At 42.5% G+C, this 14,017-nt stretch carries 13 protein-coding genes; 2 read left to right on the forward strand and 11 right to left on the reverse strand.

All coding sequences use genetic code 11. The annotated features are described in order from the left end of the window. Positions 1–23: 23 nt before the first annotated feature. From SPEA_RS22290 to mioC, 5 genes are all read right to left on the reverse strand, one after another. Positions 24–908, reverse strand: coding sequence for a ParB/RepB/Spo0J family partition protein (locus SPEA_RS22290; RefSeq protein WP_012157435.1), 885 nt, complete (start codon positions 906–908; stop codon positions 24–26). Between the two features lie 9 nt (positions 909–917). Beyond that, positions 918–1,706, reverse strand: coding sequence for a ParA family protein (locus tag SPEA_RS22295; protein WP_012157436.1), 789 nt, complete (start codon positions 1,704–1,706; stop codon positions 918–920). A 227-nt stretch (positions 1,707–1,933) separates the two neighbouring features. Then, positions 1,934–2,557, reverse strand: a complete 624-nt coding sequence (rsmG, locus tag SPEA_RS22300; RefSeq protein WP_012157437.1) for a 16S rRNA (guanine(527)-N(7))-methyltransferase RsmG — start codon at positions 2,555–2,557, stop codon at positions 1,934–1,936. A 118-nt stretch (positions 2,558–2,675) separates the two neighbouring features. Further along, a complete protein-coding gene (gene mnmG / locus SPEA_RS22305) occupies positions 2,676–4,565 on the reverse strand; it encodes a tRNA uridine-5-carboxymethylaminomethyl(34) synthesis enzyme MnmG (protein ID WP_012157438.1) in 1,890 nt (629 codons plus the stop codon). A 457-nt stretch (positions 4,566–5,022) separates the two neighbouring features. After that, on the reverse strand, positions 5,023–5,463 hold the full coding sequence (mioC, locus tag SPEA_RS22310; RefSeq protein WP_012157439.1) for an FMN-binding protein MioC: 441 nt from the start codon (positions 5,461–5,463) through the stop codon (positions 5,023–5,025). Positions 5,464–5,849: 386 nt separating this feature from the next. On the opposite strand from mioC, the gene SPEA_RS22315 reads away from it, so the two are divergent. Continuing rightward, positions 5,850–6,818, forward strand: coding sequence for a nucleoside hydrolase (locus SPEA_RS22315; RefSeq protein ID WP_012157440.1), 969 nt, complete (start codon positions 5,850–5,852; stop codon positions 6,816–6,818). 59 nt (positions 6,819–6,877) lie between these two features. Here SPEA_RS22315 and SPEA_RS22320 read toward each other — a convergent pair whose 3' ends face one another. Further along, positions 6,878–7,522: a LysE family translocator gene (locus tag SPEA_RS22320; RefSeq protein ID WP_012157441.1), complete on the reverse strand. Its 645-nt coding sequence runs from the start codon at positions 7,520–7,522 to the stop codon at positions 6,878–6,880. Between the two features lie 308 nt (positions 7,523–7,830). Between SPEA_RS22320 and SPEA_RS22325 the strand changes: the two genes are divergently transcribed. Next, complete coding sequence (locus SPEA_RS22325; protein ID WP_150102261.1) at positions 7,831–8,352, forward strand: prepilin-type N-terminal cleavage/methylation domain-containing protein; 522 nt, start codon at positions 7,831–7,833, stop codon at positions 8,350–8,352. Positions 8,353–9,945: 1,593 nt separating this feature from the next. Here the strand turns inward: SPEA_RS22325 and mnmE are convergent. The 5 genes from mnmE to rpmH form a co-directional block, all read right to left on the reverse strand. Continuing rightward, positions 9,946–11,307 (reverse strand): tRNA uridine-5-carboxymethylaminomethyl(34) synthesis GTPase MnmE, encoded by a 1,362-nt coding sequence (mnmE, locus tag SPEA_RS22335; protein ID WP_012157443.1) that lies wholly within the window; start codon positions 11,305–11,307, stop codon positions 9,946–9,948. A gap of 116 nt (positions 11,308–11,423) precedes the next feature. Next, on the reverse strand, positions 11,424–13,061 hold the full coding sequence (gene yidC / locus SPEA_RS22340; RefSeq protein ID WP_012157444.1) for a membrane protein insertase YidC: 1,638 nt from the start codon (positions 13,059–13,061) through the stop codon (positions 11,424–11,426). A gap of 3 nt (positions 13,062–13,064) precedes the next feature. After that, positions 13,065–13,319, reverse strand: coding sequence for a membrane protein insertion efficiency factor YidD (gene yidD, locus SPEA_RS22935; protein WP_012157445.1), 255 nt, complete (start codon positions 13,317–13,319; stop codon positions 13,065–13,067). Continuing rightward, positions 13,286–13,642, reverse strand: a complete 357-nt coding sequence (gene rnpA / locus SPEA_RS22345) for a ribonuclease P protein component (protein ID WP_086020069.1) — start codon at positions 13,640–13,642, stop codon at positions 13,286–13,288. Before rnpA ends, yidD begins: the two co-directional genes overlap by 34 nt. A 14-nt stretch (positions 13,643–13,656) precedes the next feature. After that, positions 13,657–13,794 (reverse strand): 50S ribosomal protein L34, encoded by a 138-nt coding sequence (gene rpmH, locus SPEA_RS22350; protein ID WP_011867659.1) that lies wholly within the window; start codon positions 13,792–13,794, stop codon positions 13,657–13,659. Positions 13,795–14,017: the final 223 nt, after the last annotated feature.

A 14,017-nucleotide genomic window follows, 5' to 3' on the forward strand; every position in this document is an offset into this window, starting at 1 on the left:
AATATCGTGTTAACTTTGTTTTTTTAGTGGATTTTGCTGATAATTCCCTCTAATTCAGACAAATTTTGATAATTAATTACCATTTTACCTTTGCCCTTCTTGTTATGGGTTAACGAAACCTTGGCACCTAATCTTTCAATTAATTGGCTCTCTAGACGGACTACATCATGATCTTTAGCTGGTTTTTCGACGATTTCAGTTTGATTTAAGGTTTTACTGACTAATCGTTCGGTTTCACGAACTGTTAATTCTTTAGCGACGACCAATCGAGCGAGATTAGTTTGCTCATCTCCACTGATTGCCAACAGTGCACGACCATGTCCCATATCGATATCACCATACTCAAGCATACGTTTTACAGGTTCGTTAAGGCCATTTAAACGCAGTAAGTTAGATACGGTAGCGCGAGACTTACCCACAGCGTCGGCAATCTGCTGGTGAGTTAAATCAAACTCTTCAATTAGGCGGTTTAATGCAATCGCTTCTTCCATTGCATTTAGGTCTTCACGCTGAATGTTTTCGATTAGCGCGATGGCAACGGCCGCTTCATCAGCAACCTGTTTAACGATACAAGGAATAGCACTGAGGCCCGCTAATTGCGATGCACGCCAGCGGCGTTCACCGGCGATGATCTCATAGCTTTCAGGTGAAACCTTTCGAACCACAATAGGCTGGATAATACCTTGGGCCCGAATCGACTCGGCAAGCTCTTCTAGCGCCTCTGACGACATGTCCTTACGCGGCTGATATTTACCCGGTTGTAATCTATCTATATCTAAAGTGATTAAGTCATCGTTCTTAATGTCTTGCTCAACTTCTATAGCGGGGGCTACGCGTTGACTAGCCGCTTGACTGGTACTTAGTAGTGCATCTAGGCCTTTACCCAAGCCTCTTTTTTTCAGTGTCATTTCTTATCCTTAAACTTGCTCAGCCTGGGTTAATTGCTCCGCACGGCGAATAATTTCGCCAGCTAATGCTAGATAGGCTTTGGCCCCTGCGCTCGATTTATCGTAATACATAGCAGGCGCACCAAAACTTGGCGCCTCGGCTAAACGAACATTCCGTGGGATCACAGTACGGTAAACTTTGTCACCGAAGTGTTGTTTCAACTGATCGGATACATCATTAGAGAGTCGATTACGCGGATCGTACATGGTACGTAAGATCCCTTCGATATGCAGACCATGGTTAACCATAGCGCCAAGCTTACTAATGGTGTCCATCAATGCCGTGAGCCCTTCCAGTGCATAATACTCACACTGCATAGGAACAAGCACAGAGTCAGCTGCAGACATGGCATTCACAGTTAACATGTTCAGTGATGGTGGGCAGTCGATGAAAATATAATCGTAATCATCTTTGATTGGGGCGAGGGCATTGCGTAAACGAACCTCTCGAGCAAAAAACTCCATGAGTTTAATCTCGGCAGCCGTCACATCACCATTTCCAGCGATCAGATCGTATTTGCCATTTGTATCTCGACAAACAACTTCCTCAAATGGCTTTTCTTCAACTAACAACTCATAAGCTGTGTTTTCGACAGTATATTTATCAATACCGCTACCCATGGTCGCATTGCCTTGCGGATCAAGATCGATCAACAAAACACGACGTTTGGTCGCCGCTAGAGAGGCTGCCAAATTTACACAAGTTGTTGTTTTTCCGACGCCACCTTTCTGGTTGGCCACGGCAATCACTTTACCCACAATATCACCCTGTCAGTCACTTTTATTGTATTTCCAGGCGATACTCGCTACTGGAATTAGTGCACAAATCTAATGGTTATTAGTAACAAATTGCTTGAAGCGCTGAAAGATTGCAACTGTTCAGTACGCTTTATCAGCAGCAGCTCACTTCAACCCGGTATATATCTATCGCCACTTAGACAAAATAAGCTTGCGAGTGCGATAGTTCTCCACTCGCATAAAGATCGTTAGTCTTGCTTGATAACTCGCAGCAAATGGCGCTGCTCATCAAGTTTAGGTACTTTTAGTTCTATGGTATCGGTCACCACAAAGCCAGCAGGCATCTGTGACATCTCTTCTTCACTTAGTTGGCCTTTCAGTGCATAGAAGCAACCATCTGCTTTTGGTAAGTGATGGCACCAATGCAGCATATCTTGAATAGATGCAAATGCGCGGCTTAATACACCGTCAAACAAGTCTTTAGGTTGATAAGCCTCTACACGACTTTCAATCGAAGAGATATTGTTGATACCGAGCTCAAACTGCACCTGCTTCTGAAAGCGAATCCGCTTACCTAAGCTATCGAGCAGTACGAATTCTTTATCTGGATTTAAGATCGCTAGCGGGATCCCTGGCAATCCAGGTCCTGTGCCTACGTCGATAAAGCGCGATCCTTTTAGGTGCGGAGACACCACTAAGCTGTCCATAATATGGCGAATTAACATCTGCTCAGGATCTCGCACTGAGGTTAAGTTAAATGCCTTGTTCCACTTATTGAGCATGCCAACAAAGTCTACAAGCTGCTTTTTTTGCTGCTCGGTAGCAGTCAGGCCAACTTCGGCCAAATAATCATTTAATTGGGCAGATAACACAGTTTGTGTCCTCAAATAAAGCGAATCAAAAATCAATCGGTATTATGAAGTGCTGAAAAGATGAAGGGAAGCCTCAAAGCTTCCCTTTATCATGCAAAACTACCGAATATGTGGCGAACTAAGCGCTTTTACGTAATAAACCACGTTTTTTAAGATGAACCAGCAAAATTGAAATAGCAGCTGGCGTCATACCTGAAATACGAGAGGCTTGGCCAATGGTTTCAGGTTTATGTTCATTCATCTTGGCAATTACTTCGTTAGATAAACCAGGTACTTCTTGGTAATCCAAATCTAACGGTAGCAGAGTAGTCTCATGACGAATCGCCTTATCAATCTCGCCTTGCTGACGCTGAATATAACCAGAGTACTTAACTTGGATCTGAACCTGCTCTGCAGCACGTTGATCTTCAAGCGAAGGACCAAAACCGTCAATAGACATCAGTTTCGGGTAATCCATTTCTGGACGACGCAATAGATCTTCAAACGTAGCTTCACGAGTGATCGGTGTATTCAGATGCGGGTTCAACGCTTCAACCAAGGGTGAATTTGGGTGGACCCACTGACCGCGTAAGCGCTGTAGTTCAGTTTCGATCGATTCCATCTTCTCGCTAAACAGTGCCCAACGATTATCATCGACTAATCCAAGTTCACGACCTTTCTCAGTTAAACGCAGATCGGCGTTATCTTCGCGAAGCAGCAAACGGTATTCCGCGCGGCTAGTGAACATGCGGTACGGTTCTTTAGTGCCTAAAGTCGATAAGTCATCAACTAAAACACCTAGATAGGCTTGATCACGACGCGGACACCAAGCTTCTTTGCCTTGCACTTGCAGTGAGGCGTTCATGCCGGCTAATAGGCCTTGTGCACCCGCTTCTTCGTAACCTGTTGTGCCGTTGATCTGACCAGCAAAGAATAAACCTGCAATGGTTTTGGTCTCTAGTGAGTTTTTAAGATCGCGAGGATCGAAATAATCATACTCAATCGCATAGCCTGGACGCATGATCTCAGCGTTTTCCATGCCCTTGATTGAACGAACCAAATTGAGCTGAACATCAAACGGTAAACTGGTTGATATACCGTTTGGATAAATTTCAGTGGTATTTAACCCTTCAGGTTCGATAAAGATTTGATGAGATGTTTTATCAGCAAATCGATTAACTTTGTCTTCGATAGAAGGGCAGTAACGTGGACCAATACCTTCGATAATGCCTGAATACATTGGGCTTCGGTCTAATCCGCCACGAATAATGTCGTGGGTACGCTCGTTAGTGTGCGTGATATGACAAGAGACCTGCTCAGGATGATCGTTTACATCACCGATGAAAGACATGACTGGCAATGGATCATCACCTTTTTGCTCTGTCATCTGTGAAAAGTCGATGGTATTAGCATCGATTCGTGGTGGTGTGCCAGTTTTTAAACGGCCAACACGAATTGGTAACTCTCTTAATCGATGAGCTAAAGCGATTGCAGGTGGATCACCGGCTCGACCACCGCTGTAGTTTTCGAGTCCAATATGGATTTTTCCACCTAAGAATGTACCGGCAGTTAAGACAACCGCAGGTGCTTCAAAGGCAAGGCCCATCTGTGTAACTACACCAACAACTTTTCCGTTTTCAACAACAAGATCGTCTACTGCTTGCTGAAAAATACGTAGGTTAGCTTGGTGCTGTAAGATCTCTTGGATCTTATGGCGATAAAGCGCTCTATCGGCTTGTGCACGAGTAGCGCGAACGGCAGGCCCTTTGCTTGAATTCAATGTTCGAAATTGGATACCTGCAAAATCGGTAGCAACAGCCATTGCTCCACCTAGTGCATCAATTTCTTTGACTAAGTGTCCTTTACCTATGCCGCCGATAGCAGGGTTACAGGACATTTGTCCCAAAGTATCTATGTTATGGGTCAGTAAAAGTGTTTTAGAGCCCATTCTAGCTGAAGCTAAAGCCGCTTCAGTACCAGCATGACCACCACCAACAACAATTACATCAAACCGTTCATGAAATTGCATTCGACAGCCTTCGATTCGTAAAAGGATAAATTGTTTCTGAGCGGATCATTTTAGCATTTGCTTCGCTTAAGGTGAACGATCTATTTTGCTTGTTTTGATCTAGGGCGATCGGCTTAATAGATCTTAAGATCTTTATATAGATCTCTTATTATGTTTACTATTAGGATCGCCATTTTCGGTGGATAACTCTATTTTTCTTTTAGATTCAAGGGTTAACGCCGAAATGATCTTGTGATCTAATTGCGATCTAACAGGCTTAAGCTTGGGGATAGATCGTGTACTTATCCACAAGGTGGATCATTGAGCAGATCGGGTGTGAATTAATACAGACGTTGATCAGATCAAAATAATAGCTTATCCACATATTTATTAAAGTAATAAGTTTTATGTGGATAAGTTGGATCTAATCTGTGGGCTATTGAAAAGTTAAAGCGTTTATATGATCGAATATAAGATCTTAAAGTTGATCTTGCCAGCCGCTAAGCCAAGCTAATGCTGGTTCTTCTGGAATTGGATCATATTGCACATCGATCTGGATCTTATCCACATAGACTTGTGCACCGCACTGAATAAGCAGATCCACTAGTTTTTCTGGGCCCTGACAAAAAGTGTCGTAGCTTGAATCGCCAATGGCACAGAGTGCGAATTTGACCTGACTGAGATCGGGGGTTTTAGCTTGGATCTCATCAAAAAATGGCACTATATTGTCAGGAAGATCGCCGGCTCCATGGGTCGAAGAAACGATTAACCAGAGTGATTCTTGGTTCAAATCGGCTAGATTTGCACCAAGATGTACAATAGTTTCATGACCTAAATCGCTTAATTGATCGGATATTTCATCCGCTACATACTCAGCACTGCCTAGTGTAGTGCCTACTAAAATGTCTACTTTTGCCATGACCTTTCCTAATTATTACTGTCGAATTGGGGGACATTGACTGAAATTCCTTATAGATAGTGGATTATTTACAGCCAAAAACCTGTATGCATCATAAGTGAAAAGCCATTTATGATCTCTAATCTGGAGCTATTTTGCTGTGAATTTCGCGCTAATATCTGATAGCCAAAGGCGAACTCTAGCTGTGCGATAGGTGAATTGAGCTAGTTTATTAACCTAAAAATTGACTGATATGTCTAAACTGGACCTATTTTTCACTGAAATTAGGCTTCGTTTTGGGACAGTTTATTTGGCTTAAAATCTATATCACGTTAATCAATGGCTTATAGAGGTATCTTACTGTCCACCTACACTAGATAGACTGTAATAATTAGGATTCAAATAAAATGACAAATAAAATAATTCTCGATTCTGATCCCGGGATTGACGATGTAATGGCGATTCTGTTTGCTGAAGCGCACCCTGCAATTGAGCTGAAAGCTATTACAACAGTCTACGGTAACGCGACTATCGAGAACGGTACTCGTAATGCTCTATTTTTAAAACAGAAGTATGGCTTTAATGCCGATGTGGTTAAGGGGGCTGATAAGCCTATCGTTCGCGACCCTGTTGGACCTACTATCGTGGTTCATGGGGAAACTGGCCTAGGTGATGTACATGCGCCTACAGATCTAACTCTGTCTGCGGATCCTCGTCCTGCTTATCAATATATTATCGATTCTGTTAAGGCTGAACCGGGTGAGATCACCTTGGTTGCCGTAGGTCCTTTAACTAACTTGGCTTTAGCACTGGAAGCTGCACCTGAGATAGCTGGCTTAGTAAAAGAAGTTGTTGTAATGGGCGGCGCGTTTGGTATGAACGATCACCGTGGTAACGTGACTCCTTATGCTGAGGCTAACATTCATGATGATCCGCATGCGGCAGATATCGTTTTCACTGCACCTTGGCCTGTGGTTGTTATTGGCTTAGACGTGACAGAAGAGAGCTTCTTTAGTAAAGACTATCTTGATCAGCTAAGAGATGACGCCGCTGAAGTTGGCCAGTTTATCTGGGACATTAGCCGCTATTATCTTAAGTTTTACTCCGAAAAAGTTGGCTTAGAAGGCTGCCACGTACACGATCCGTCGGCAATTGCTTATGTTATCGATCCTTCTCTGTTTACCTTACGTGAAGGGCCTATTCGCGTGGTAACAGATGGTCCAGCCGAAGGATTAACAATTCAGAAGTTTGATGAGCGTAAGTACCAACATGATGACTGGGGAATGAATCCGGCTCAAAAAGTTGGGGTAGGGGTAAGAGATGAAGCGCTATTAAAGCTTTATCGTGAAACGATTATTGAATACGGTAATCGTTAATAAATTTATGAAAGTAAAAGCGGGGATAATTCCCCGCTTTTTTATTGGCTTTTTTGGTATTAACTGATGTTTTGCACTTGAGAAGCGAGCAACCAAATAGCCAGAACAAAGAAGATCATACCCATAAACTTGTTTTGATAAGTTCTGAATTTTTCATTTTTGAGTAGTGGCTTACCAACTGAGCCAACTAGAGCCACCAGCAATAGATTAAAGGCTAATCCCATCACGTTAAGTAATAAGCCAAGGGCAAGCATTTGCTCACCTGAGCTAGCGGTTAATTGGGTTGAAACAAATTGAGGCAAAAACAGCACAAAAAATATCAATGCTTTAGGGTTTAGTAGGTTGCTCACTACTGCTCGGCGATATAAAAGTTTGGCGAGATTATTTTGTTGTTCTATTTCTGGTGCTTCAGCTGCCGAACTGCGCATACAGTCCCAGCCCATCTTTAATAGATAGGCACCACCTAAAACTCTCAGGACTTCCAAGGCCATTGGGTTCATGGCGATAACGGCCGATACTCCCATCGCTGCCAATAGCGTTAAAATAAGCCCCGAGGTTGCATTACCAAAACTGGCATACACGCCAACTTTACGGCCATAGCTTAAGCTTGAGCTAGCTATCAGTAACATATCCGGCCCCGGGATCAGTAGTAGGGCGATGACTGTTGTTAGATACAGTGGGAGTAAAGCTAGATCGATCATCATAAATTACGCTGTGTAGGTGTTGGGTAATAAAACAAGGCGCGGATTTTACAGCGATCGAGTCGAAATGAAAGTGATACAGCTTGTAAAAGCACTCACTATATTGGCAGGCTTTATTTACGCTTGAGTTATGGTGTCACTAAGTAGTTTGATTTTGTGGTTTAATCTTGGCTTATTGCTCGATTCTATCTAGTTTTTTGATTTATGAGCATGAAGCATAACCTTAAAAAACTTGATTAGTATCCATTCCAAAAATTTGGATAGTTCAATATAATAGTGTTTTACGATTGTTAAATAAAACGATGAATTTAATGAAGAAAAATGGTTTTACTCTAATTGAGTTAGTGGTGGTTATTATTATTCTAGCCATACTCAGTATCATCGCTGCACCTCGTTTTATTGAGTTTCAATCTGATGCCAGAATATCTTCGTTAAAGGGCCTTAGAGCCGAGATGCATGGTGCTATGAGTGTGCTTTATCCAAAATCGGTATTGCAGGGGTTGCAGAATAAGCCTGGTGAAGATGATGATAAAGCTACTGATGATGAAAATGTCATCATCATAGATGGCCAAAAAATACATTTAGCCTACGGTTACCCTGCGGCTGACTCAAGTAAAGCCTGGAGTCTATTAATTATGGCGACCTTCACCGATTCTGTTTTCAATGCTGACGAACCCGGTGATTGGTATTTCCATAATAAAGATGGTGATAAGTTTATTCGCTTTATGACACAGTCGAAAAAGTTTAGTCACGACAATTGTTACCTAAAGTATACCGAGGCTGCTAGTCCTACCACACCACCTGTATTTGAGATTGTCGATTCGGGTTGTTAGTTTTTATCTGTTATTATTTGTCACTGTTCAAAATTGCATGGCTCACATTTAAATATTTGATTGTACAGTATTTATCTAACTGGTTTCCTTTTTGTGGTTGTTCTTATTTGTTTAAAAAGTCTGCTAACAGGTTACGAATGCTGAAGCTTGATATTCAGCATTCGAGTATTGCCTACAATAAATATGTATACGCCTCTAATCATCTCCCTATCGATTCACTTTACCAAGAGTTTAAACCTGTCAAAAAGATAATCACTTAGTCGTTGAATCTAGTACAGGTTAGGGAAAGTGTACTCGTATACTACTGTGGTGCGCTAAGCCCTATTAGAGTGCTAACTTCTGCACCTATAGATGGTGATAGGTTGGAGCTGTATCTATCTAATTTAAATAGTGTTAATGCGAAACGCTAGCTTGCGGAAAGCAAGAGGTTTCACGTGGAACAAATTATCTGGTAAAGGAAAGTCATCATCTTCAACAGGTAAATGGTTTAGAGTAAAAGGTCAAAACAGCTGTTTTAGCATACAGGATAAAACTTGCGGGGATATCCTTTTAGGCAAGTACGACGTTGTTTGCTTCTTTCAACCTTTAGCTGTCCGTCGCTCATCATGGGTTGTGAAAGTGTTAGAGCTGCGGAAGGTACTTTCCGAGACCAAAAATCTGAAAATTCCATCGATAAGTGTGGTTGCAATATCGCTGAACTACCTGGAGTTACTAGCCTAGTTAATTCAGGTCTCGAGGTCCTAATCCAGCTGTTAAAGTGCCGTACAGTTTTATTTTTGGTACGTATTTCGCCCCGAGTACTGAGCAGCGGAAATATGTGGCTGGTCGTAACAGACACTTTAGCAAAGGAAGCTTAACTAAAAGGGTTTGCAATAGTGCTCTTGGTATTCGTTCCGTACGCTTGGCCCGGAAAGGGATTTATCAGACTCCTAATTTGGCCTGTATATTGGCGATAATTCTACTGAGCTAGTTGGCTGAAACTCAACTAGCTGAAGAAAGTTTAGATGGTTTAGCCTTGATTGATATCGAATATTAACCGAGTCGCAAACTGCTCATAGTGGGTTATCTTTCTCGGTTGTAAAAGTTAGGTCTAAAGTGCAGTTAACTCCCATTTTGCTAGGGGTGGATAATTTAATATAGATAAGCCCGTCGACTTGTCGGAATTAAGTAAAATCAATAGGAAATAGGTGTGATTAGGCTTGGTTTAGATGTCACTTTTTTACTTTAAAATTTGTCCCGAATAAAAACCAGATCATTTATAAGTTTTTCTGAGTATAACTTATCAAAAATGATCAAATAATTTTGAAATAATTAATTTGAGATCACTAATCAACATTCAGATTAATCTAGTAAAAACAAACTATTAGGTTTGTTGGAGTTGTTTGTTTTAGATCTATCCACAGAACCGCGCTGCTTGTTGATATCTCTGTTGATACTTGTAGAGACTTTGGTGATCTCGATCATTGTTTTTCTGATTTTGATCATTACGGATCCCATCTGCAATACGTTAGCTATTTAGAAAAGCAAAAAGCCACAGTAGTTAAGTCTGCTGTGGCTTTCTATTTTGTTAAATTGTTCTTAATTTAAGCTATTTTACTTGCCAATACAGAATGAACTAAAGATCTTGCCGAGAAGATCATCTGAAGTGAACTTACCTGTGATCTCAGATAGTGCCATCTGACACATGCGTAGTTCTTCGGCGAGCAGTTCACCAGCTTGATACACTTCCAATTGCTCTTTACCTAGCATCAAGTGACTGCTAGCTAGATCTAGTGCCTCTAAGTGACGACGTCGAGCAATAAAGCCGCCCTCTAGATTACTCTGGTAACCCATTAATGATTTTAGATGTTGCTTCAGGTCTTCGACACCTAGGCCTGTTTTGGCTGAGATACGATACACGCTATGTCCCGCTTCTTGAGTCACGGAAAGATCTTCACCGGTTAGATCGGCTTTGTTACGTACCACGGTAACGCCTAAGTTACTAGGGAGACGATCGATAAAGTCTGGCCAGATTTCATGAGGATCGATGGCTGCAGTTGTGGTGCCATCGACCATAAACAGTACGCGATCGGCTGTTTTTATCTCATCCCAAGCGCGCTCGATACCAATTTTCTCTACGGTATCGACGGTGTCACGTAAACCTGCGGTATCAATAATGTGTAATGGCATACCATCTAAATGGATATGTTCACGTAATACATCGCGAGTGGTGCCAGCTATTTCGGTCACAATAGCTGACTCTTTGCCAGCCAAGGCGTTAAGTAGGCTTGATTTACCCGCATTTGGACGACCTGCAATCACTACTTTCATGCCTTCACGAATAATAGAGCCCTGTTTAGCGCTAGCTTGAACCCCATCGAGTTTGCCAACAATCCCATTCAAGGAGGCGGCTATTTTACCGTCGGACAGGAAATCGACCTCTTCATCAGGGAAATCAATTGCCGCCTCGACGTATAAGCGCAAGTTTGTGACCTTTTCGACCAGATCATGTATCTGAGTAGAGAATTCGCCCTGAAGTGAGTTGAGAGCGCTTTTGGCAGCTTGTTCACTTGTGGCATCAATTAGGTCGGCAATCGCTTCGGCTTGAGTCAGGTCAAGCTTATCATTCATGAAAGCCTGTTCGCTGAATTCACCCGGTTTTGCGATACGCAGCCCATCGACTTCCATGACGCGCTTAATCAGCATATCGAGAACTATTTGACCGCCGTGGCCTTGCAGTTCCAGAACGTCTTCACCGGTAAAGGAGTTTGGGCCTTTAAAGAACAAGGCGATACCTTGGTCGATGACTTCACCAGCCTCATCTTTAAAATCACAGTAATCGGCGTAACGGGTTTTAGGGATATGTCCTAAAACGGCTATAGCAACATTAGTCGCTAAGTCGCCAGATACGCGAATAATACCCACGCCACCACGCCCAGGAGCGGTCGCTTGTGCCACGATAGTATCTGTAGTCATTACTGTGTTTCCTAATTTGATTTTTCGGGTGAAGTTAAAAATATTGTCTCTACATAGAAAGCAAAAAAGCGGTCAATACTCAGTATTGACCGCTTTTTATTAGTCTGAGCTAAAGGTTATTTTAACCCTTTTTTCTCTAGACCCGCATAGATAATTTTCTGCTGGGTAATCGCGACTAAGTTACCTACCAACCAGTATAGAACCAGACCTGCTGGGAACCATAGGAAGAATACGGTAAAGATTACAGGCATCCACTGCATCATTTTAACTTGCATTGGATCCATAGTCGGTGCCATTGGCTGCATCTTCTGCATCACAAACATCGAGATACCCATTAGGATAGGCATAACATAGTAAGGATCTTGTACTGATAAGTCAGTAATCCAAAGCATGAATGGCGCATGACGCAGTTCAACACTTTCTAATAGAACCCAGTATAGAGCGATGAAGATTGGCATCTGTAGCAAGATTGGAAGACAGCCACCCATAGGGTTCACTTTCTCTTTCTTGTACAGTTCCATCATAGCTTGACCCATCTTCTGACGGTCATCACCAAAGCGCTCTTTTAGTTCGGCAAGCTTAGGCTGCAGATTACGCATTTTCGCCATAGAGGTGTATTGCGCTTTCGTTAGCGGATATAACATACCACGAACAGTTAGAGTGATTAGGATAATAGCGATACCCCAGTTACCAACGATTGATTGGAAGAACATCAATAGTTTGTAGATAGGTACTGCTAACCACCAAAGGAAACCATAATCTACTACTAGATTCAGTGATGGAGAAAGTGCCGATAGGGCTTCTTGATCTTTAGGACCAACATAGAATTCAGCTTTAATGCTTTGTTCAGTACCAGGTGCGATATCGTAAAGTGCACCACGGAAACCTATGTTAGCTAGACCACCAGCACTGACACTTGAGAAGATAATGTTCTTATCGTTCGCAGGTGGTACCCATGCTGATACAAAGTAATGCTGAAGCATAGCAACCCAACCGCCAAGTGTTGACTTGTCTAGGTTCTTATCTGCCATATCATCGAAGCTGTACTTCTCATAGCGAGTGTCCGCTGTTGAGAATGCACCACCACGGTAAGTTGGCATCATCATGCTGCTTTCGCTCTTCTTGATGCTGTGCTTAATTTGTCCATACATTTGAACTTGAAGCTGAGCATCAGAAGTGTTGTTGATTTTGTAATCAACAGCGATGTTGTATTTACCGCGAGTGAAAACGAAAACTTTGGTATAAGCCACGCCTTTATCACTAACATAAGTTAGTGGCACGTTAAGTGTCTCTTGGCCATCAGCCAATTTGTACTCACGTGAAGCGCTATCAAAGTGAGCTCGACCTTTTACGCTGCTGTCGATACCGTCACGACCAATAAGGCCACTTTGCGCGATGTAATAGATATCGTTTGTCTGCTCAAGAAGAACGAACGGATCGTCACCTTTTTCTTCAAGCTTATGAGAAAGCAAAGCAGAGTAAACAATATCACCGCCAACAGGATCAATTTTGATTTCTAGTTGGTCTGTAATAACTGTGATGAGTTCTTTAGATGCTGGAGTAGCTTCAGGTACTGCTGAATCAGCATCAGGTACGTCTGAACTATGAGCGTCAGCTACTGTAGAAGCCGGGATAGAAGATTGAGTTTGAGCTGCAGCCACCGGTTGAGGCGCTTTATCTGCTTGCCACTGTTGCCACAGTAGAAAGCTGACAAACAGCAAACCGATCAGCAATATATTGCGTTGAGATTCCATAACCTATTTATCGCACCTATGTTTTTTGTTAGGGACGGGGTCTTCACCGCCCGGATGTAAAGGGTGACATCTTAATATGCGTTTACCTGCAAACCAACACCCTTTCACCACTCCGTGCAACCGAATTGCTTCGATTGCATAATGTGAACACGTTGGATTGAACCTACAACGAGGCCCCATCATGGGGCTTATGAGTAGTTGGTAACCACGAATAATCGTAGTCGCTAGCCATTGTAACGGCGACTGAGTTTTCGCCATAGCTTTTCTACTAAGTTTTTGAGTTCTGCGTTTTCCATATCAAGCACGCCATTTCTGACAAGCACAACAATATCCACAGCGGGTAGATCATGCTGGTGTAAACGGAAATTATCTCTAATTATGCGTTTAATACGGTTACGTTGGTTTGCTTTTTTGACATAACGCTTGGCAACAGTTAGTCCTAAACGAGGGTGTTGTTCAGAATTAGGAATTGCAAGTAAGGTTATTTCAGCGGAGGACGCTTTGATAGGTTTGGTAAATACAGATTTAAATTGCGCGGGAGTTAACAAACGTAACTCCCGCGTAAAGGTATAGCTAGTCACTTGCATTTCTACGATTACGCAGAAAGACGAGCGCGACCTTTAGCACGGCGACGTGCGATGACCTTACGGCCACCTACAGTAGCCATGCGAGCGCGGAAGCCGTGAGAACGCTTGCGCTTCAGGTTGCTAGGTTGAAAAGTACGTTTACTCATTATGGCAATCCGTCTTTGTTAGGTTAATAAACCTTAAACTCCAATAATAGAGCTAAGGGCAAAAAAGAGGCCGAATTGTAATCACTTTAGTTATGCACGTCAACTAGGAAAGAGCACAAGTGATAAAATATTGCCATCTCTGGATATACTTCGAAGGTTTAACGCTACTATAAAATGTGGATAACTCTGTGAGTTACCACTACATCTTGTGGTTTGCTAGAAC

It is taken from the genome of Shewanella pealeana ATCC 700345, from assembly GCF_000018285.1.
Classification (GTDB): domain Bacteria; phylum Pseudomonadota; class Gammaproteobacteria; order Enterobacterales; family Shewanellaceae; genus Shewanella; species Shewanella pealeana.